At 61.5% G+C, this 20,889-nt stretch carries 17 protein-coding genes; 8 read left to right on the top strand and 9 right to left on the bottom strand.

All coding sequences use genetic code 11. From position 1 onward, the window contains the following. Positions 1-352: 352 nt before the first annotated feature. The 8 genes from OSJ75_RS22115 to OSJ75_RS22080 all read left to right on the top strand — a co-directional run bounded on the left by OSJ75_RS22115 (position 353) and on the right by OSJ75_RS22080 (position 9,773). Positions 353-2,002: an ABC transporter ATP-binding protein gene (locus OSJ75_RS22115; protein WP_250017710.1), complete on the top strand. Its 1,650-nt coding sequence runs from the start codon at positions 353-355 to the stop codon at positions 2,000-2,002. Positions 2,003-2,216: 214 nt separating this feature from the next. Continuing rightward, positions 2,217-2,708: a MarR family winged helix-turn-helix transcriptional regulator gene (locus OSJ75_RS22110; RefSeq protein ID WP_250017713.1), complete on the top strand. Its 492-nt coding sequence runs from the start codon at positions 2,217-2,219 to the stop codon at positions 2,706-2,708. 1 nt (position 2,709) lies between these two features. Further along, a complete protein-coding gene (locus OSJ75_RS22105) occupies positions 2,710-3,408 on the top strand; it encodes an SDR family NAD(P)-dependent oxidoreductase (protein WP_267229556.1) in 699 nt (232 codons plus the stop codon). 1 nt (position 3,409) lies between these two features. After that, the gene (locus OSJ75_RS22100; protein WP_250017727.1) at positions 3,410-4,741 is read left to right on the top strand and encodes an NAD(P)/FAD-dependent oxidoreductase; all 1,332 of its coding nucleotides are present in this window, start codon (positions 3,410-3,412) and stop codon (positions 4,739-4,741) included. Positions 4,742-4,844: 103 nt separating this feature from the next. Next, positions 4,845-6,521: a peptide ABC transporter substrate-binding protein gene (locus OSJ75_RS22095; protein WP_267229555.1), complete on the top strand. Its 1,677-nt coding sequence runs from the start codon at positions 4,845-4,847 to the stop codon at positions 6,519-6,521. Between the two features lie 67 nt (positions 6,522-6,588). Further along, entirely contained in the window at positions 6,589-7,539 is a 951-nt protein-coding gene (locus OSJ75_RS22090; RefSeq protein WP_267229554.1) for an ABC transporter permease, read from the top strand. A gap of 12 nt (positions 7,540-7,551) precedes the next feature. After that, entirely contained in the window at positions 7,552-8,439 is an 888-nt protein-coding gene (locus OSJ75_RS22085) for an ABC transporter permease (protein WP_250017734.1), read from the top strand. A gap of 11 nt (positions 8,440-8,450) precedes the next feature. Beyond that, a complete protein-coding gene (locus OSJ75_RS22080) occupies positions 8,451-9,773 on the top strand; it encodes an NAD(P)/FAD-dependent oxidoreductase (RefSeq protein WP_267229553.1) in 1,323 nt (440 codons plus the stop codon). A 53-nt stretch (positions 9,774-9,826) separates the two neighbouring features. Here OSJ75_RS22080 and OSJ75_RS22075 read toward each other — a convergent pair whose 3' ends face one another. The 9 genes from OSJ75_RS22075 to OSJ75_RS22035 all read right to left on the bottom strand — a co-directional run bounded on the left by OSJ75_RS22075 (position 9,827) and on the right by OSJ75_RS22035 (position 20,597). Continuing rightward, positions 9,827-10,786 (bottom strand): substrate-binding domain-containing protein, encoded by a 960-nt coding sequence (locus tag OSJ75_RS22075; protein ID WP_250017738.1) that lies wholly within the window; start codon positions 10,784-10,786, stop codon positions 9,827-9,829. A 30-nt stretch (positions 10,787-10,816) separates the two neighbouring features. Further along, entirely contained in the window at positions 10,817-11,809 is a 993-nt protein-coding gene (locus OSJ75_RS22070) for an ABC transporter permease (protein ID WP_250017740.1), read from the bottom strand. A gap of 47 nt (positions 11,810-11,856) precedes the next feature. Continuing rightward, on the bottom strand, positions 11,857-12,624 hold the full coding sequence (locus OSJ75_RS22065; RefSeq protein WP_250017743.1) for an ATP-binding cassette domain-containing protein: 768 nt from the start codon (positions 12,622-12,624) through the stop codon (positions 11,857-11,859). Positions 12,625-12,722: 98 nt separating this feature from the next. Beyond that, entirely contained in the window at positions 12,723-14,066 is a 1,344-nt protein-coding gene (locus OSJ75_RS22060; RefSeq protein ID WP_267229551.1) for an ArgE/DapE family deacylase, read from the bottom strand. Positions 14,067-14,456: 390 nt separating this feature from the next. After that, positions 14,457-15,272 (bottom strand): ABC transporter ATP-binding protein, encoded by an 816-nt coding sequence (locus tag OSJ75_RS22055; RefSeq protein WP_267229550.1) that lies wholly within the window; start codon positions 15,270-15,272, stop codon positions 14,457-14,459. After that, positions 15,269-16,330, bottom strand: coding sequence for a FecCD family ABC transporter permease (locus OSJ75_RS22050; RefSeq protein WP_267229549.1), 1,062 nt, complete (start codon positions 16,328-16,330; stop codon positions 15,269-15,271). Before OSJ75_RS22050 ends, OSJ75_RS22055 begins: the two co-directional genes overlap by 4 nt. Then, a complete protein-coding gene (locus tag OSJ75_RS22045) occupies positions 16,327-17,298 on the bottom strand; it encodes a FecCD family ABC transporter permease (protein ID WP_267229548.1) in 972 nt (323 codons plus the stop codon). Before OSJ75_RS22045 ends, OSJ75_RS22050 begins: the two co-directional genes overlap by 4 nt. A gap of 62 nt (positions 17,299-17,360) precedes the next feature. Then, positions 17,361-18,374, bottom strand: a complete 1,014-nt coding sequence (locus OSJ75_RS22040) for an ABC transporter substrate-binding protein (RefSeq protein ID WP_267229547.1) — start codon at positions 18,372-18,374, stop codon at positions 17,361-17,363. Between the two features lie 57 nt (positions 18,375-18,431). Beyond that, a complete protein-coding gene (locus tag OSJ75_RS22035) occupies positions 18,432-20,597 on the bottom strand; it encodes a TonB-dependent siderophore receptor (protein WP_250017759.1) in 2,166 nt (721 codons plus the stop codon). Between the last annotated feature and the right edge of the window lie 292 nt (positions 20,598-20,889).

Below are 20,889 nucleotides of genomic sequence, written 5' to 3'. Positions count from 1 at the left end.
TGGATCAGCGCCTGATGGCCCGCAAGGGCGCGAAAGCCGGTCGATCACGCCCTGTCACTCTCATTAATGTGAGTTGATGCGCCATTGCCGCCCGGTCTATGGTTCTGCCTCACTTCTGGACGGCCGAATGACACTTTTTGTTATCACATTGCTGAGTTTTATCGCCCTTGTCTGGCTGGGCTCGCTCTACATGCCGAATTGACGCCGGCAACGGCTCTTCCTGCGCAAAGGCAAATCAGCGGCACAGACATCGTTGTATTCCACGATCCAATCGAGCATGATGCTGCAATGCAGCGCCGTTGCCGCCGCGATGGCAGGCGCCGGGAACCTATCGATCGGAAAGGAATGCCTGATGATGACGAATGCAGCCGGGAACAGCGCCATCGTCAAAGGGGAGGCTATCCTCACAGTTGAAAATCTGACCATCGATCTTCCGAGGGGAATGGAGCGACGCCACGCGGTCGAGGACATTTCCTTCGAGCTCCGTTCTGGGGAGATCCTGTGCATCATCGGCGAGTCGGGTTCGGGAAAGTCCGTTACCGCGAATGCCATCATGGGCCTGCTGCCGTCGTCGATCCGTCCCAGCAGGGGCGCGATCCGCTTCAAGGATATGGACATCCTCAAGGCGAGGGAGGAGGATGTGCGCGCACTGCGCGGCCGCGCCGTCTCGATCATTTTCCAGGACCCGCTCTCCGCACTCAACCCGCTGATGACCATCGGCTCGCAGATCGCCGAGGTCATGGAAGTGCATGGTGTCGGAACGCCGCAAGGCCGGGCACAGGCGGTGCTCGATCTGCTCGATGAGGTGGGGCTTCCCGATCCGCTTCTCATACAGCACCAGTATCCGTTCCGGCTGTCGGGCGGACAACGGCAGCGGGTGATGATAGCCATGGCCCTCGCGCTCGGCCCGGACGTGCTGATCGCCGACGAACCGACGACGGCGCTCGATGTGACGACGCAGGCGCAGATCCTGGAGCTGATCCGCAAGATCCAGCGCGACAAGCATATGAGCGTCATGTTCATCACGCACGATTTCGGGGTTGTCGCCGAGATTGCCGATCGGGTCGTCGTGATGGAGAAAGGCAAGATCGTCGAGCAGGGAAAGGCGGATGACGTGCTCAATCATCCAGCGCATCCCTACACGCAGCGCCTCACGGCCGCCGTTCCGCGGATGCGGGACAAGGACAGGCTCAGCGATGCGAAATCGCCCGTCGTGCTTGAGGTGCAAAAGCTCAACAAGATCTATACGAGCGGCGGCAGTTTCTTCACGAAGGGGCGCCGGGTCCATGCCGTGAACGATGTGAGCTTCAGCATCCAAAAAGGCCGCACGCTCGGCGTCGTCGGCGAGTCGGGTTCCGGAAAGTCTTCGCTCGGACGCGTCCTCCTCAAGTTGATGGACGCGGACGGCGGCAGGATATTGTTCAACGGGCAGGACATTGCCCCGCTGGACGCCAATCAATTCCGTCCGCTGCGGCCATATATACAGATGATTTTCCAGGACCCGTTCGCTTCGCTCAATCCGCGCCACACGATCGGGCAGATTCTTGTCGTCGGGCCGATGGCGCACGGCGTCAGCGCCGCGGATGCAAGAGCGAAGGCGCTTGAACTTCTCAAGCTCGTCGGTCTGGATGAAGGCGCTTACAATCGCTATCCGCATGAGTTCTCGGGCGGGCAGCGGCAACGGGTCGGCATTGCACGGGCGCTGATGTTCGATCCCGCGCTTCTCGTTGCCGATGAAGCCGTATCGGCGCTCGACGTTTCAATTCAGGCGCAGATCCTCGAATTGCTCACGAAGGTCCAGAAATTGCTCGATGTGGCGATGATCTTCATCACTCACGATCTACGCGTGGCAAGCCAGATCTGCGACGATATCGCGGTGATGTATCGCGGTCAGATAGTCGAATTCGGGCCGCCGTCGCAAATCTTCCGCAACCCCGCGCATGCCTATACCCGCCGGCTCGTCTCGGCGATACCGGGCAGCCAGTGGGAACCTGCTGCCTGATCTTTGCGCTTGGCGTGCACGTCCGGCGCGCGTTTCGCCTAACGAACGGGCAAGTCCGTTCCTGACATCATATTCCTGCTGGCTTGGGCAAAATAATAGTTGCATTTGTCCACTATTTGCCGAAGCATGCAAATTGAAAGCTGCATAACAAATTCAGAGCCCTGGAAACCCGGACGAGTGAGAGCGTGTCGGGCGCAGCGAAGGAATTTGCCCGATGCCGGAGACAGCGCGGAAACCGACGACGATTGAACATGTCGACCTCGACGTGCTCGAGAACACATTGAGCTTCTACATCCGTACGATGAATATCGCAGTGTCGCGCGACCTGGACGAGCGTCTGGAGGGATGCGATGTGGCGCGCGGCACCGGCAAGATCACCACGCTGCTTCTCGTCGACAGTCATCCCGGGATCCGGCCGTCGGTCATTGCCCAGATCATCATGAAAGACCGTTCCGCCATGGGGCGCCTTATCGATCAGATGATCGACCATGGCCTGCTGATCCGGAAAACGTCGGAACGCGAACGCCGGGCGCACGAACTGTTCGTGACGCCGAAAGGCGCCGAGCTTGCCGCGGCCATCCGGCCGATCGTCACCGAACAATCCAGACAGTTCTTCTCGTTCATTGCCGAGGACGAGCAGGCCCAGGTCATGGACATATTGCGGCGCGCATATCGGAGGATGGTCGGCATGCCGGGGGAGCAGTGATATGAGCGAAGAACGCGTCGCCCTTATATCGGGAGCGAGCAGAGGCATCGGCGATGCCATCGCCCGGGTGCTTGGCGCTGCGGGATGGCGGCTGTCGCTGGGTATGCGCAGTCCGCAATTGCCGCACTGGGCCGACGAGGACCGTGTGCACCTCTTCGAATATGATGCCAATGATCGATCGGCCGAGGCGGCATGGGTCGAGCGGGCTCTATCGAAGTTCGGACGGATCGACGCGATCGTCGCCAATGCTGGCATCATGATCCCGAAGAACGTCATCGAAGCGGATGACAGCGATCTCGATGCCATGCTGGCCGTCAACGTCAAGGCTCCGCGCCGGCTGGTTGCAGGAGCCTGGGACGCCCTTGGCAAAAGCGGCAGGGGCCGCGTGGTCATACTCGGGTCGCTCTCCGGCAAGCGCGTCAAATCCGCGGGCGCCGGGCTCTACTCCATCTCCAAGTTCGGCGCCGTGGCACTGGCCCATGGCATTCGCCACGCCGGTTGGGACCTCGGCATTCGCGCAACGGCGCTATGTCCCGGGTTCGTCGCAACGGACATGGCGCGGGCCCTGACCGATCGCGCCGACGATCTCATGACCGATCCCGAAGACATCGCCCGAATTGTCGCGATGCTGCTCGACCTGCCGAATGAGGCGAGCGTCGCCGAATTTACCGTCAATTGTCAGTTAGAGGAACTCTATTAAAATGCCCGGTCCCTATGTGGTGCGCGTTCATGGCGACGAAAACCTGCCCGAGAAAGTCGACGTCGTTGTTATTGGCGGGGGTATCATAGGCACCTCGACGGCGCTGGAACTCGCCGAGCGCGGTCAAAAGGTTGCACTGTGCGAAAAGGGCGGCATCGGTCAGGAACAGTCCAGCCGCAACTGGGGCTGGGTGCGCATCTCGCGGCGCGACCCGCGGGAAGTGCCGCTCATGGCCGAAGCGCTGCGCATCTGGTCCGGTTTCGACAAAAGGCTCGGCCGCGATACCGGCTACAAGCGCGCCGGCATCATATTCGCCTGCCCGGACGACAAGTCCTATGAAGAGCATGAGAACTGGGGCAAGAATCTGGAAGGATACCAGCTGCCCAGCCGCATGGTCAGCGGCAAGGAGCTCGACGAGCTCCTGCCGGGCGGCAACATGAAACTCAAGGGCGCGCTGTACACGCCGGCCGATGGCCGGGCGGAACCGCAAAAAGCAGCCCCCGCCGTCGCCGAAGCCGCGCGCGACAAGGGTGCGGCCATCCTCACCGAATGCGCCGTACGCGGCATCGAGACGTCGGGCGGCAAGGTTTCCGGCGTCGTTACCGAACGCGGCCGTATCGCCTGCGACGCCGTCGTACTGGCTGGCGGCGCATGGTCCAATCTCTTCTGCGGCCTGTACGGCATCGATCTGCCGCAACTCAAGGTGATGAACACGGTATTGCGGACGAAGCCGCTGGAAGGCGGACCGGAATCCGCCCTCTGGTCCAAGGATTTCGCCATTCGCAAGCGCCAGGACGGCGGCTATACCATCGCCTCCGGTCACGAGAATATCGTCGATATCGTGCCGAAATCGTTCCGCTACGCGCGGAATTTCCTTCCCGCCCTCAAAATGGAGTGGGGTTCTCTCTCGTTTCGCCTTGGCGGTCGCTTCTTCGACGAAGCGCGCATGCCCACGCGCTGGAACATGGATGAGGCGAGCCCGTTCGAATATAACAGGGTGCTCGATCCCAAGCCTTCGCTGAAAATGTCGGACAAGGCCTTCAACGGACTGAAGGCTGCCTTTCCGGTTTTCAACAAGGCCGAGATCGCCCAGCGCTGGGCGGGCTATATCGACGTGACGCCCGACGCCATTCCCGTGATTTCCGCCGTGGACCAGGTTCCGGGCTTTCACATCGCGACGGGGTTCTCAGGACATGGCTTCGGCATCGGCCCGGCGGCGGGCCGCCTGATGGCCGATATCGTCACAGGCCGCCCGCCTGTCGTCGACCCCGCGGAATTCCGCTTTTCCCGCTTCAGCGATGGCTCGAAGGTGCGACCGCTCAGCGGGTTCTAGGATCGGCGTGGTTGAGGAGCCACGCGATGACGAGAATGCTCTGCCGAAGGGCAGATGGAATGCAGACTGGAACATTGAACGAACCAATAAGAAGGGAAACACAATGTCTGACAAGCATCGAAATTCAATTCTCCATCCCAACCGACGCCAGGCGCTGGCGATGATGGGTGCCGTGGGCGCAGCCGGACTCGTCATGCCGGGCGTGCTCGGCCGCGACAAGGCTTATGCGGCTCCACCATCGACTCCCAAGGGCCAGGTCATCATCGGCTTCTCGCAGGAACCCACCGTCTTCAATCCCCACCTGCTGCATATCGAAGTGGATGAGGGTATTCACTTCAGCGTCTTCGACCCGCTGTTCAACGTGGACCCGGAAGGAAAATTCACGCCGGCCCTCGCCGTCGAGGTCCCGACAGTGGAGAATGGTGGCATCTCCGCCGATGGTCTCAACTGGAAGGTGAAGCTGCGCGAGGGCGTGAAGTGGCATGACGGCAAGCCGTTCACCGCCGAAGACGTCAAGTTCACGCTCGACCTCGTCGTCGACAAGGATTTTCGCAGCGCGCGGCGGGCAGGGCACGACCAGGTCCGCGACATCAAGGTCGTATCGCCGACGGAAATCACCTGGCGGATGGAAAAGCCATATGCGCCCTATGCCTCGATCCTGGCGGCGACCTTCATCGTTCCGAAGCATATTCTCGAACCGGAAAAAGACAGGAACACCGCACCGTTCAACAATGCGCCTGTCGGTACGGGCCCGTTCAAATGGGTCGAACGGGTCGCGGGCGACCACATCGAACTTGCCGCCAATACGGATTACTACGGCGATGGTCCCTATCTCGAGCGGGTGATCTACAAATACATTCCCGATCTCACGGTGCTCTACACCCAGTTCAAGACCGGCGATATCGACGTGACCGGCCTGCAATGGATCACGCCCGACCACTACGACGAGGCAAAGGCGCTGGAAGGAAAGACGGTCCAGACGGTGCCCGGCGGGACTGTCGAGTCCGTTACCTTCAATATGGAAAAGCCGCAGTTCAAGGACCCTGCCGTTCGTCAGGCGCTGTATTATGCGCTCGACAAGGCGACCATCATCGATGCGCTGTATTACGGGCTGCCCACCCCGACAGAAACCTACATGCCGCAGCAATCGTTCTATTTCAATCCCGATCTGCCCAAGCACGAATTCGACATCGAGAAAGCGAAGAAACTGCTCGACGATGCCGGCTGGCAACCGGGCGAAGACGGGATCCGCGCCAAGGATGGGGTGCGGCTTTCGTTCTCGAATTCGACCACGGCGGGCAACCATCTCCGCGAACAGCTGCAGCAGTTCATACAGCAATCGTTCAAGGACATCGGCGTGGAAATGACCATCTCCAATTTGCCCCCGGCAGTGATGTGGGGCGAATACTGGATGCAGTCGAAATTCGATTCCGTTGTCGTCGGTCTCGACTTTCTCACCGGGCCCGATCCCGACACGTCGGACTATTTCGCCACGGGTTCGATCAACGCCAAGGGAGGAGCGGGCCAGAACACGTGGCAATACTCCAACCCGGAAGTCGACAAGCTCTTGACGGAGGGTGGACAGGTTTTCGTGCCGGAAGAGCGCAAGAAGGCCTATCTCAAGATACAGGAGATCATCCGCGCCGAACTGCCATTCCTGCCGATCTATCAGTACGCAACGATACGCGGCCGCAAGAAGGGCATGACCGGCTTTACCCCGAATGTGAACAACCGCATCGATACCTGGAACATCGGGTCCTGGTACTGGGAAGAGGCATAGGATCGGAACGGGCCGGGCGACAGGCCCGGCCCTCAGTGCCGTCGAATCCGTATCGGAGATCGATAAAATGACACGCTACATATTGAACAGGCTTGGGCAAAGCCTCGTGCTGCTCGTGCTGGTATCCATGATCGGCTTCGCCGTGCTCAATCTCGCACCGGGCGGTCCATTATCGCAATTCGCGCTCACGCCGGGCATGACCCAGGCCGACCTCGACCGGATCTCGACGCAGATGGGCCTCGACCGGCCGTTGATCGTGCAATATGCCGACTGGTTCTGGCGGCTGCTGCGCGGCGACTGGGGCCGCTCGTTCCGCGACGGCCGCCCGGTTCTCGACGTCATCACCGGCCATTTCGGGGCGACGCTGCTGCTGATGGGAACCGCAACCGTCATCTCGGTGACGATCGGCACCTGGGTCGGAATCAAGGGGGCGACCAAGCGCTACTCCATCTTCGACTATGCCGCGACGGTCGGGGCCATGGTCGCGTTGTCGATCCCGACATTCTGGTTTGGTCTGGTCGCGATCTACATTTTCTCGCTGAAGCTGGGCTGGCTGCCGGCAGGCAACATGTACACGGTCGGCGACGGTTCGTTGCTGGACTATGCCATTCACCTCATCATGCCCGCCATGGTTCTGGCGTTGGTCGATGTGGCGGTCTGGAGCCGTTACATGCGCACGGCCACGCTCGAGGTGATCAATCAGGATTTCGTTCGCACCGCCCGCGCCAAGGGCATGACGCAGCGCCGCGTGCTGATGAAGCATGTGGTGGGCAATGCCTTGCTGCCGATGATTACGCTGGCCGGGCTGCAGGTGCCGACGCTGCTCGGCGGCGCTCTCGTCACCGAAACAGTCTTCACCTGGCCGGGGATGGGCCGGCTTTTTCTCGACAGCCTCGGCTATCAGGATTATCCGGTGGTGATGGGCCTGCTGATGTTTTCGGCCATTCTCGTACTTCTCGGCAATCTTGCGGCAGACTTGCTCACGGCGCTCGTCGATCCGCGCATCCGATTGACATAGGGAGGGAGAGCAATGTCCGTTTCTGCAACACCCGCCACCCGTCCCGCCCGGTCCCACTGGTGGAACAGCCGTACCTTCCGGCGTTTCGCCCGGCACAGGCTTGCTGTCCTTGGCGTCGTAATGGTCGTCATTCTGACGCTTGCCTGCATCGTGGGGCCCTACCTGCTGCCCTACACCGACCTCTACATCGATCTTCGCGCGCGTTTTTCACCGCCGCTGACGGGATATCATTTTCTTGGCACCGATCCGCTCGGACGCGATCTTGCCGCCCGCCTGTTGATGGCGGGCCGAATCTCGATGCTCGTAGGGTTCGCCGCCATGGTCCTGAGCACGCTGATCGGCACGACGATCGGCGTCGTCGCGGGCTATTATGGCGGAAGGATCGGCACCGTCCTCATGCGCTTCGTCGATTCCGTCCTGTCGTTTCCCAGCATCTTCCTGCTGCTTGCCCTGGCCGCATTCATCAAGCCCAGCCCGATCATGATCACGGTCATCATCGCGATCACCAGCTGGATGGAGGTCGCGCGTATCGTCGAGACCGAGGTGCGTTCGCTGCGCGAGCGGGATTTTATCGTGGCAGCGCGCATGCTTGGCCTCAGCCACCGCTGGATCATGTTTCGCGAACTTCTGCCCAACGCCATGGGCCCCATCATCGTCGCGGCGACGCTGACCGTGGCAAGGGCCATACTGCTCGAAGCCTATGTGAGCTTTCTCGGCTACGGCATTCAACCGCCGCTGCCGAGCTGGGGCAACATGCTCAACGGCGCGCAGCAATATCTGCAATCGGCGCCGTGGCTGGCCATTGTTCCGGGCGTGGCGATCGCGCTTGCGGTGACCAGCGTCAATTTCATCGGCGACGGCCTGCGCGATGCGCTGGATGCCCGCAGCGATCTGAACTAGGGGAGGCGGCATTGCCGAAATTCTCCCCATTCGACGCTACGCTCTGGTACGCGACGGCGGCACCTGCGCCGGATACCTCGCCCTTGGCCGGCACGATCACGGCGGACGTGTGCATCGCCGGCGGCGGTTATACGGGTTTGACGACCGCGCTGGAACTTGCGCGTTCGGGTGTGAAGGTCGTTCTGCTGGAGGCGCAGGAGGTCGGGTTCGGCGGTTCGGGCCGCAATGCCGGGCACTGCACCCCGACATTCACGCATTACGCCCTGCCGGAGCTTCGCAAGATGCTGGGCGAGCCATGGGCCGAGCGGCTGATACAGCGTCAAACCCGCGCCAATGACCGCGTCTCCGCGATGATTTCGCGTTATGGGATCGATTGCGAATGGCATCAGAACGGCTATGTGATGGGCGCGCACACCCCGAGTGCGATGGGCGGCATCGAAAAGAAGGCGCGCGAATACAATGCAGTCGGTGCGAGGACGCGCGTCCTGGACAGGCGCGAAGTCGAGGCGATGACCGGCAGCCCTCGCTTCCACGGCGGCTGGTTCCACTCCGAGGCCGGACATCTCAATGCGCTCGGCTATGCGCGCGGACTTGCGCGCGCCGTCATTTCGGAGGGCGGTGCGATCCACACGCAATCGGCGGTGACAAAGGTCGAGCGGCAAGGCGGGGGATGGGCGGTCAAAACGCCGGCGGGCCAGGTGATTGCCGACAAGGCGATCTTTTGCACCGGCGCCTATACCGTCGGCGGCTGGCCGGGCCTCGACAGGACGTTCAAGATACAGCGCGTCTTCGTCGCGGCAACGGAGCCGCTGCCGGACGATCTGCGATCGAGCGTGCTGCCGCAAAACACCACGATCCATGACGGGCGCGGAGACATCTTCGTCTACAAATACGATGCCGATGGACGCATAGTGGCATCGATGTTCCCGATGGGGTCGCGGGGCAGGGATATCTCCTATACGAAGCAGGTGATGACCGACCGGCTGAAGTGGCTTCATCCGCAAATCCGCCACGACCTGCGCTGGGACTTCTTCTGGTTCGGCGAACTGGACATGCAATACCGGACCATCCCGAGATTGTACGACCTGGCGCCCGGCATCGTCGCTCTCACCGGGCTCTCCGGACGTGGCGTCCCGACGGGGAGCATGCTTGGCGGCGTGTTGTCGGAATGGGCACTGGGCGTGCCTGAAAACGAGCTGGCGCTCAAGCTCGAACCCTTGACGGCGGCGCCCTCCTACATGAGCTTCGGCCCGCAATTGATGCTTCGCTACTACCGCGTGAGAGATTGGCTGGCTGCCAGGCGGGATGGCGCGGAACTGCCCCCGCACGCCTGATCCATCTGCGAGGAACAGGCAGGCCAGCCCGGCCCGCCTGATCTTGCAACCCGTCAGATGCAGTTGCCCTTGTAGAGATATTTGACGATACCCGGCTCGCCGATGTTCGCCTTGGTGGCGGTCACGGTGCCCGTGCTGATCGGCGTGGTGATCGGCTCGCCCTTGACGGCCGCAACCGCCTGTTTGAAGCCCATGTAACCCATTTCATAGGGTTGCTGGATCACCAACGCGTCGAGCAGTCCTTCGTTCAGGGCCTCGATCTCGCTATCGTCGGCATCGACCGCTATGGCGGCTACGGTCTCGGCCGTCTGGGTGGAGCGTATGCCGCCTGCGACACCGATCGCCGGATTGTTGGATTGGGAAACCACGCCGATCAGGTCGGGATTGGCGCTCATCAGAGAGACGAAGGCCTGCTGCGCCTTGGGTATATCCTCGCTGGCAAACTGATTGCCGATATAGGTGAGGTTGGGATAGTTCTTGATCTCCTCCTCGAAACCCTTGATGCGGGCATCGACGGTGGAGATGCCGGGAATGCTGTTGATCTGGGCGACCTTGCCCGACTTGCCCTCCAGCGCCTTGGCGAGCGCCTTTGCCGTTTCGCGGCCGACAAGTTCATTGTCGGTGCCGACGACGGCCGAAAGTACCGACGGATCATCGAGCGTGGTATCGACGGCGACGATCTTTGCGCCATTGGCGGCGGCTTCCATCAGGGGCGCGATAAGGGCGGTGGAGCTTGTCGGATCCAGTACTATCGCCGACGGGCTCGTTGCCATCACGGAGTTCAGGACCGGGATCTGCTCGGAGGCCGAATAAGTCGGCGCAGCCTGGATCTTGACTGCCACGCCGAGTTCCGTTGCGGCAGCGCGCGCGCCGCAGGCAATTGCTTCGTGGAAGCCGCTGTTGCGCTGGCCGAGAACCAGCGAGATGCTGACGTCGTCCGCCGCCCTGGCAACACCTGCCGTCAGGGCGGTGGCAGCGAGAAGAAGCCCAAGTTTCTGCATTGTTTTCGTCATTGTTCCCTCATTATGGTTGGTGTTCGGTAATCAGGATGAGCGCGAGCGTCGGCGGTACTGATCGAGCAGGACGGCAGCGAGAAGAACCATTCCGACGGCTACTTCCTGCCAGAAGCTCGGCAGTCCGACGATGATCAGGCCGGAAGCGAGCACGACGGGGATGAACACGCCTGCGGCAGTGCCATACATCGAGCCGATGCCGCCAAAGAGGCTCGCGCCACCCAGCACAACGGCGGTGATCGCTTTCAGATTATCCATCGAATGGCCGGAAATCGTCGTCGAGGAAAAGCGGGCGAGGGTAAGGTATCCGGCCAGACCGGCGCACAGGCCCGAAATCACATAAACGATGATCAGGTGTCGCTGGAGTTTGACGCCGGCGCGCCGCGCGCCCTGTTCGTTGGAGCCTATCGCATAGGTGTAGAGCCCGAAGCGGGTCATGTGGAGTACGACGCCGCCAATGATCGCAAAAATGCACGCAATCAGCACGATGACGGGAATGCCGCCAATGCGGCCGATGCCGATCGAGTTGACGATCGAGCGGGGAACGCCGGTGAGGTCGATGCCGCCGGTCAGCAGACGGGCAAGGCCAAGCGCAACGCCCATGGTGGCGAGCGTTACGATCAGCGGCGTCAGGCGTGCGCGTGCAATCAGGATACCGTTGATCAGGCCCCAGGCTGCGCCCGACAGGAGCGAAACGACCAGGCCGAGAACAGGTACCCAGGCCGCATCGGAACCCGTGGCGCGCATGGTGATGACGGAGACGACACTGGAGAAGACGAGAACCGCGCCAACCGAGAGGTCGATGCCGGAGGTGACGATCACATAGGTCATGCCGACCGCCAGGATCATCATCATGGATGCTTCGATCGCCATGTTGCGCAGGTTGATGCCGCTGAGAAACGCGGCCGGCGCCATTATCATGAAAATAACGATGATCAGGATCAGCGAGCCGAAGATCATCAGTTCCGGACTGTCGAGGAGCTTGCGCAGGAATGGCGCCGGCGGCGGGGTGTCATGCTGCATCGGAGATTGTTCCCTGGTCATTTTGGCAGAAGTCGCAGCGTGGATCGTCATGCGGCGGCCCCTTCAGGTTCGAGGGCGCCGGTCATCGCGCCGACGAGATCGTCGGATGTGATGGCGCTCGTGGTATAGGTGGCGACGCGGCGGCCATGGCGAAGCACGGTGACGCGATCGGAAACGGCAAGCACGTCCGGCATGCTGTGGCTGATGAGGACGACGGAAACCCCGGTGTCGCGAACGCGGCGAATGAGCTCGAGCACGTTCCGCGTCTGGGCGACGCCGAGCGCGGCAGTCGGCTCATCCATGAATACCACTCGCTTTGCCCACATCAGCGCACGGGCAACCGCAATGCCCTGCCGCTGGCCACCGGAGAAATTTGCAACGGCGGCACGAATGTCGGGCACGCGGACACCCAGTCGGCTGAACGATTCCTGCGCGTTGATGCGCATTCGCGACTTGTCGAGAAAACCAAGGCGGCCAAGGACCCCGGGCGCCGCAATTTCGCGGCCCAGATAAAGGTTCTGGACCGCATTGAGGTCCAGCGCCAGAGACAGATCCTGGTACACGGTTTCGATGCCGTGGGACCGGGCATCGAGTGGGCTGCCAAAACTGACGAGCTTGCCATCCACGTAGATCTCGCCACTATCGGGCGCGAGCACGCCGGACAGAATTTTGGTCAGGGTGGATTTGCCGGCGCCATTGTCGCCGATCAGCGCGACGACTTCACCCTTGTGGATATCGAAACTGGCGCCCTGCATGGCGCGCATCTGCCCGAAACTCTTTTCGATGTTGCGGGCAGAAAGGATGGGGATGGTCATACAAGTCTCCAAGACGCTTGGTGATCAGGGCGATGAACTGACGAATATCGGGCCGGGCTTGTTGCCCGCCGATGGGCGGGCGGCATTGCAGGCCGCCATCAATCGGCGACGCCGCACCATTCGATGATCGCACGGGCATAGATGCGCGCGCATTCGCGCCACTCGCGCAAGTTGATGCGTTCGTCGACGGCATGGGCGTAGCGAATATTGCCGGGTCCGAGCACGACGGCCGGAATGCCCTGGGCCTGAAGGAACGATGCGTCGCTTACCGCATTGAACGAAGCCGTCGGCGCGCGCCCCGATGGTGTCCGGCCAAGCACCGCCGCACGGGCATTGATAAGCACGCCGACAAGTGGGTGGTCGCTGGGCACGTCTGCGGCCGGCCAATTGCTGTGCCAGGCAAACGTCGGCGGATTTTCGCGAAGCCAGGGATCGAGTTGGGCGGCATGGTGCACATGGCGCTCGATCTCGGTCTTGACCGTTTCCGGGTCTTCCTGCGGCGCGTACCAGACGAGATAACCGACATAGGCGTGGTCTGCCATATAACCCACGCTCGGAACGCCGACATCGCCGTGAAAGACGCCGGGAACGAGGGAGAACAGGCCAGCCGGGAAGGCGGGATGGCTCTTGGTGATACCCCATTCATGCTCGAGTTCCTGCAATGCCTGCACTATCTTGATCAGTTTCTCGACGGCATTGACGCCGGCGCTCGGGCCTTCACCACCAGCGCGAATAGCAGCGCCCCGGTTGCCGGCGTGGGTTCCATGACCCTTGACCGAAATCTCCAGATTGAAATTGCCGGCTGATACCGGCGCGATCGTCAGTGGTTCGGGCTGGGAGGAGGGCTCGGCGACGATGGCGGCATCCGCGCGAAAACCAGCCTTGACGACGGCGGTCGTGCCGTTCTCGTGATCCATCGTTTCTTCACCGACGACGGCATGGAGCTGCAAGTCTCCCTTGAGCCGGATGCCTGCTTCGTTCAGTGCCGCAATGGCAAGGCAGGCGGCGGCAAGGCCGCCTTTCATGTCGGTTGAGCCGAGGCCGAACAATTCCTCGCCCTGACGGATCGGTTTCCATGGGTCGCCCGAAGCCCAGGTGTCGGGCTTGAAGGGTGCGACTGTGTCCACATGACCATTGAGAAGCAGGGAACGACCGCCGCCGGCACCTTTCAGCACCGCTGCCAGGTTGCTGCGTTCAGGATCGATCGCGACTTCGTTGAGTTCGAAGCCCAGCTTCGAGAGGTAGCTGCCGATCCGGCGCGTGCAGGCGCTTTCTCCGCCGATCACGTCCTTGCGGGCAATGCCGGGGAAGTTGGGATTGATGCTGTTGGTGGCAACAAGCTCTTCAAGCAGCTGTTCCGCTGCCGGAGCAAGGCTTTCGATCGCAGCATCGATTTCAGCCGAAAGGCGAGAAGTCCGTCCGTCTCTTGCGGGTGTATCCATATTCGTTCCCAAGCTTTGTTCCCCCCGGCCGCTCTTTGTCGGCCGGCGCCATATGGCTGTCGCCCAGGCAGGCAACATTCACGTCTCCAAAAATGTGAGATATTGTCAGACATCTGTCAACTATCTAATCAAAAAATTGTCCATTCACCACATCCATGCCGGTTACGTTGTAAATGACAGGCATGTGCATGGTTCGGAGCAAGGCCTGCTTGCGCGTCAAATTGGCGGAAAACGCCGTATCGGTCCGGCGTCGTCACGCGGGATATCTGCAACGCGGTGAGGGAAGTCTATAACAGCTATATGCGCCGCGAATGGGCCCGCCTAGGACATTGCATCCTGATGGTGGCTTGATGGGGCTACTTGTCTGACAAATGCCGGAAGGCTTGAGCCTTATACCGCGTCGCCTCCGGAATTGGCCGAGGCGCGGCGAAGGCGCGGCACGATCAACGGTGTATCCGTTACCGGATCGGGGATGACGACACAGGGGAGGCCGAATACGTCCTCGACCAGCCTTTCGGAAATGATCTCCTTCGGCGTTCCCTGGGCAACGACAGCGCCGTCGCGCATGGTGATCAAGTGGGTGGCATAGCGGCAGGCATGATTGAGATCGTGCAGGACTGCAACCACCGTGCGGCCATCGGCATTGATGTCGGCGAGAAGATCGAGCAGTTCCATCTGGTGGGTTATGTCGAGAAACGTCGTTGGTTCGTCGAGCAGAAGGATCGGGGTCTGCTGCGCCAGAACCATGGCAATCCAGACCCGCTGTCTCTGTCCGCCGGAAAGCTCGTCGACGAGGCGTCCGGCAAGCTCGGTAATGTTGGTTGCCGCCATCGCTGCGGCGACGGCATCCTGGTCCGCTGCAGACCATTGGCGGAACATCGACTGGTGGGGATAGCGCCCCCGCGCAACGAGATCGCCAACAGCAATTCCATCCGGGGCGAGCGAGCTCTGCGGCAGCAGTCCCAGCCGACGCGCCACCTCCCGTGCCGGCAACCTGTCTATGCTGCCGCCATCCAGGACGACATCCCCCCGCGAGGGCGGCAGCAAGCGCGACAAGGCCCTGAGGAGGGTCGACTTGCCACAGGCGTTCGGCCCGACGATGATCGTGAATGAACCGTCCGGGATTGCGACAGACAGATCCCGGGCGATGACGTTATCCCGGTATTGCAATGTCACTGCATCCGCATGAAGACGCGACTTCGTCATTTGCGTCCCTCCCTGGTGAGCAGCCAGATGAAATACAGACCGCCAATATTGAACGTCATCACGCCCACGGGCAGTTCGAAGCCAAGCGCATGCTGGGCGGCCCAATCGCCCGCAAGCAGCAGAAGTCCGCCCATGAGGGCCGAAGGCATGAGCGCGATGCCCGCCGTTCGGGCCGAGCGCCTGGCGAGCTGCGGCGCTGCAAGGGCAATGAATGCGATAGGGCCGGCGGCGGCGGTGGCGAGAGCAATCAGGGCTACGCCGACAATCGCCAGCAAGAGGCGAACATGATTGGGCGAAACGCCCGATGCGGTGGCGGCATCATCACCGAGTTCGAGCTGGCGGAGCGGGCGCGACAGAGCGAGCGCCGACGGCACGAGCAGCGACAGGGCAAGGCCAACCGGGAGCAGCCGTTCCCATCCGAGACCGTTCAGGGAACCGGCCGCCCACATTGCTGCGGACATTGCCACCTGAAGCTCGGCCTGGCGGATCATCCATACGTTTGCCGCTGAAAGCATCGCGGCAATTGCGATACCGACGACGATCAGGCGGAATCCCTCGACGCCTTGCCTGTAGGTCAGCAGGTAGACGGCGATGGCGGTGGCCATGCCGCCGATCAGCGCGCCGGTCGCCGTTTCATAATATCCACCGGACATCGCCAGCATGGCGACGAGCGCGCCCGTATGGGCTCCAGTGGAGAACCCGATGATATCCGGCGAGCCGAGGGGATTGCGCGTCAGCGACTGGAAGATCGCGCCGCTGATCCCAAGCGCCGCACCAAGGAGGACGGCGAGAAGCGCCCGGGGCAAGCGCCACTCCAGAACGATCATCTTCAACGTCTCGTCGCCCTGGCCGGTCAGCGCGCGCGCCACGTCGGAGAGGGGAATGCCGTAATCGCCGCTCGTCATGGACATGACGACAAACAGCAGGATGAGCAGAAGCATGGACATACAGGCAGCGAGCGTACGCCGGCTTACCCGCATGGAAAGTCCGCCCCCCGGGCCGTCCCTCGGCACGCGGACGACCAGAAACCTGTCTCCGAAGTCTGTCGGCCGATTCACAGACCGCTCGCTTTTGCCCGCCGCACGAGCAGGATCAGAATCGGAGCGCCGAGAAAGGCAGTGACGATACCCACCTCAAGCTCACCGGTTTGCAGCAGAAAGCGCCCCATGATATCGGCTGCCAGCAGCAGGATCGGAGCGAAGACCATGGTTCCCGCAACGATCAGCCGCTGGTCCGGTCCGAGCAGCCAGCGCGCGACATGCGGCGCCATCAGGCCGATGAAACCGATCGGGCCGGCGGCAGCCGTTCCCGCGCCGGCAAGCAGGGTGACGGAGATCGCAGCCAGCAGCCGGGTGCGATTGATGTCGGTGCCGAGCGCACGCGCATTGTCGTCGCCAAGCGCGATCGAGTTCAGGGCCGGAGAAATGAGCGCTGCGATGACAAGCCCCGCGACGATGAAAGGCGCAACGGTCAGCACGACATTCATGTCGCGTCCAGCCAGCGTACCAAGCAACCAGACGCGCATGCTGTCGAAGGCGACGGGATCGAGAAGCGTGATGGCGGAGCCAATGCCGCTGAGTATAGACGTTACCGCGACGCCCGCCAGCAGCAGCCTGATCGGCGTCGATCCCTGCCGCCCGCCCGATCCGATGGCATAGACCAGCACCGTTACGACGATGGCGCCGAGAAAGGCGAACCAGAGCTGGGCGCCGGTCGACTGCAGGCCGAGAAAACCCGCGGCAAGCGTCACGAAAAATGCGGCTCCCGCATTCACGCCGAGAAGACCCGGATCGGCAAGCGGATTACGGGTGGTGGCCTGAATCAGCGCTCCCGACACACCAAAGGCCGCGCCGCAAAGAAGCCCGAGCAGGGTACGAGGCAGCCGATAGTCGCGAACGGCGATATGTTCGGCGGAACCTGCATCATAGGCGATCAGCGCATGGAAGACCGTTGGGACGGAGACAGGGCGCGTGCCCGCGGCGAGGCTGAGCAGAACGAGCAGGACGAGGGCCAGGCAACTTGCCATGAGGATGGCGCGTCGGCGCAAAGGCCAATGATCTCCTGCCCCTTTGACCACGTTCGCAAGCATCAAGGGACAAGTCCCGCGCGGAGCGCCGATTGTACCTGCGTCACCGGATCGCCATCGATGGCGGCCGCGATGTCGGCTTCAAGTTCGGATGCGGCGAAGGGCAGCGACAGAGCGCTGCCAAACGATATTGCCGCTGCCAGAACTCCGCTTGCGAATACCTCGCGTCCTTCACTGTGTGCCTTCAATGTGCGCCGCATCGGAAGATTGACGAGATCCGGCGCCTGGTCGAATGAAGATACCCAGAAAAGCAGATCGGCTTCCAGCGCCGAGAGGTCTTCCGGGGAAAGTTTCTGGTAGAAGCTCTTGGCCTTGTCCAGACGCGCGGTTTCGGCCGTCGGTTGAAAGCCGAGTTCCTTGAGGAAGCGGCCCCGCGCATCGGCAGAAGCGAATATTCCGGTCTCGCCACCATAGTGGTAGGCCGCCACGGCCGTGCGGCCGGCCCAGTCCGGATGCCGCTGGCGCAAGGCGGCAAGGTTCCGGCTGGTCTTGACGATGAGTTCGTTGGCAAGCTGGTCCTTGCCGACCGCACGGCCGATCAGGCGCATCAGCGGTTCCCACGGCATTCCATAGGCGGGAAATTCCGGCGGACTCATCAGGACCGGCGCAATGCGGGAAAGAGCGGCATATTCGGCCTCTGTTATTGCCGAGCCGACGCCGACGATCAGGTCCGGCTTGAGCGTAGCGACCATCTCGAGACTGATGGTTCCCTTGATCAGCGCGGGTTTGGCGTCCTTGAGGTAGGGCGTCGCCCATGGCCAGACACCATAGGGCTGATCGCCGAACCAATAGCGTATGCCGACCGGGACGACGCCGAGCGCCAGGAGGGTGTCCTGTGTCGAGAAGCCGAGCGACACGACGCGCTCGGCAGGACGCGGCAGCTCGGTCACGCCGAACATATGGGGAAAGCGCAACGGGTCTTCGGCTGCCGCTGCGGTTGGGCGGATTACCGCCGGGGCGAACAGAGCGCAGGCCAAGCCGAGCAGAACTTCACGACGGGGGGCGAATAAAGCCAAGGAACTCTCCTAAAAATCCTTCGAAGTCCACGCATGCGCGGCGAATTGCCGGCAGGATTACCACGTGGCGCGCAAGGTGGCCTTCACCGTGCGGCGGTCGCCGTAATAGGCCGTTCTGCTGAAATCGTCGACGCTGGTGATATATTCCTTGTCGAAGAGGTTCGTTGCGTTGACGGCGAGGGCGAGGTGATCGCTGATCTTGTAGTTGATCGCAGCATCGACCACGGTCCTCGACGGCAGTTCGATCGCATTGGCCACGTCTCCGAAGAGTTTGCCGACATGGCGGGCACCGAGGCCAAGGGTCAGGTCGCCGCGTATGCCATTGCCGGGAATGGTATAATCGACCCAAAGCGACGCCAGATGGTTCGGAACGAGCTCCGGCATGTTGCCGATCAGGGTGGGATCCGCGTCGTCCTTGATCTCCGCGTCCAGGTAGGAATAGGCGGCGGTCAGGTTGAGGCGGTTCGTCAACGCCACCTTGGCCTCCAGCTCGATGCCGCGCACATTGACCTCGCCGACCTGAGTCTGGAACGAATAATCCGACGACCACTGCGCCACATTGGTCTGGGTAAGATCGAACAGCGCCACGGTGAACAGCGCGTCCATGCCTTCCGGCTGGTACTTGGCGCCGATTTCATATTGCCTTCCCTCCTGTGGCTCCGGCTCACCCGTGAAGAAGGCGCGATTGGCCGATACCGGCAGAAAAGATTCCGAATAATTGGCATATAGCGACAATTCGTCGGTTGCCTTGAAGGTCAGGCCGGCACGCTTGGAAAAATTCTCGTCGACGGCATCGTAATAGGTACCGCTGGAAACCGCCTCGGATTCGGCATGATCGTAACGGCCGCCGAGCGTCAGGATCCAGCGATCGTCAAATGTCAGCTCTTCCTGGAGATAGACGCCCTTGGTTGTCAGATCTTCCTCGGAGATCAGCGCTCGGGGAAACGAGACACAGCTGCGACCGCAATAGACCGGATTGCGCATATCACGGAGGCCGCCAGCCGTTCCATCGCGCCGCGTTTCATCGCTGCTATCATGGCCATAGTCGAAACCGACCAGGGTGCGGCTGTCAAGGCGGCCCAGGCTGACATCATACTGCAACTGATTGTCGATGTGGAAACGCGTGGACTCGCCGTCGACCGCAAGCGCGCTGCGACTTAAACCCGGGTCGCCAACGCCGGGATAGACCGATTCATAGGTCAGTTCGAGCTCGGTGTAGCGGGCGTTCTGGCGGAACTCCAGGCCATTGCCGAAATTATGGCGAAACTGATAGCCGATGCTCTTCTCGATCGTGTCCATCTTGTCGAAGTCCGGCTCGCCAAGATAGCTCTCCGAATCGATGCCGGATCCGAGCGGAATTCCGTGCGAGGTGCTGCCATTGCGCTTGTTGTAGTCCATGAGCAGGGTGAAGGAGGTGTCTTCATCCGGCGACCAGGTCAATGCCGGAGCGATATAGAGCCTGTCGTCATTGGTGTGATCGATGCCGGCATCGGCATTCTGCCACTTGCCGGTAAGACGATAGCTCCAGACGCCTTCCTTATCGATGGGCCCGCCAAAATCGACGCCGGTTTCCGCGTGCTCGTCGCCGAGGGTCGTATAGACCTCGCCGAATTTCTGATCCTGCGGCAGCTTCGTGACGGCATTGACGATGCCGCCAGGACCGGAGAGACCGAACAGGGAGGAATTCGAGCCTTTCAACACTTCGATCCGCTGCATGCCATAGGGCTCGAGGCGGCTCGTCGTAAAATCGCCGGTCACGTAGACCGGCAGACCATCGCGATAGCTCCCGTTCGTCGTCTGGTAGAAGCCGCGGATCATATAGAAGTCGTAGCGGTTGTCGGAGCCGTAAATGTCGCTGTAGACGCTCGGCGTATAGGCCAGTGCCTCGTCGAGCGTTGCGACACCGCGCTGCTTCAGTTCCTCCTCTGTTATGACGGAGATGGAAGCAGGTGCGTCGAGCAACGGCGTGTCGGTCTTGCTGCTGGTGCGTGAGCTCTTGGCCACGATGGAATCATCCGGTCCAACGGCAGAATCGCCGGAGATCGTGATCGTGTCGAGCGCGATGTCGGCGCTTTGGCTGGTAGCCGATTGCGCCAAGGCGTATGAGGCGGCAAATAGCGATGAACTTGCGAGAAGGGCGACCAGCAAGCGCTTTTCACCGGCAGTTCGCGCTCCGGTGGCGTTGACCGATGTCGTGTCGGGTCTGTTTGATCGAGGCGCCACTGCATGCTTCCTTTCGTCCATGGTCGCGCTGTTCAAGCGCGCAATCCGGCTGCTCATGTTTGGGAGGTAGTCTGTATAAAGATGACTTTACTAGTCATCTTTGGGCCGAGCGCCAAGTCCAAAGTCGATTCCGCAACGGTTTTTCCCCGACAAGAACCCTGCAATGCCCGCCGCCCTCATGCTGAGCTGTTGAGCTTGTCGTACAACGAAGCACGCGGGAGATTATTTGCACCTCATGGCCCACGAGGTGGGATAGATTTTCGGCCTCAAAAAATGTTTTGCCCTGCAAGCT

The organism is Phyllobacterium sp. 0TCS1.6A (assembly GCF_026420825.1).
Taxonomy (GTDB): Bacteria; Pseudomonadota; Alphaproteobacteria; order Rhizobiales; family Rhizobiaceae; genus Phyllobacterium.
This window is presented reverse-complemented; position numbering and strand designations above follow the sequence as displayed.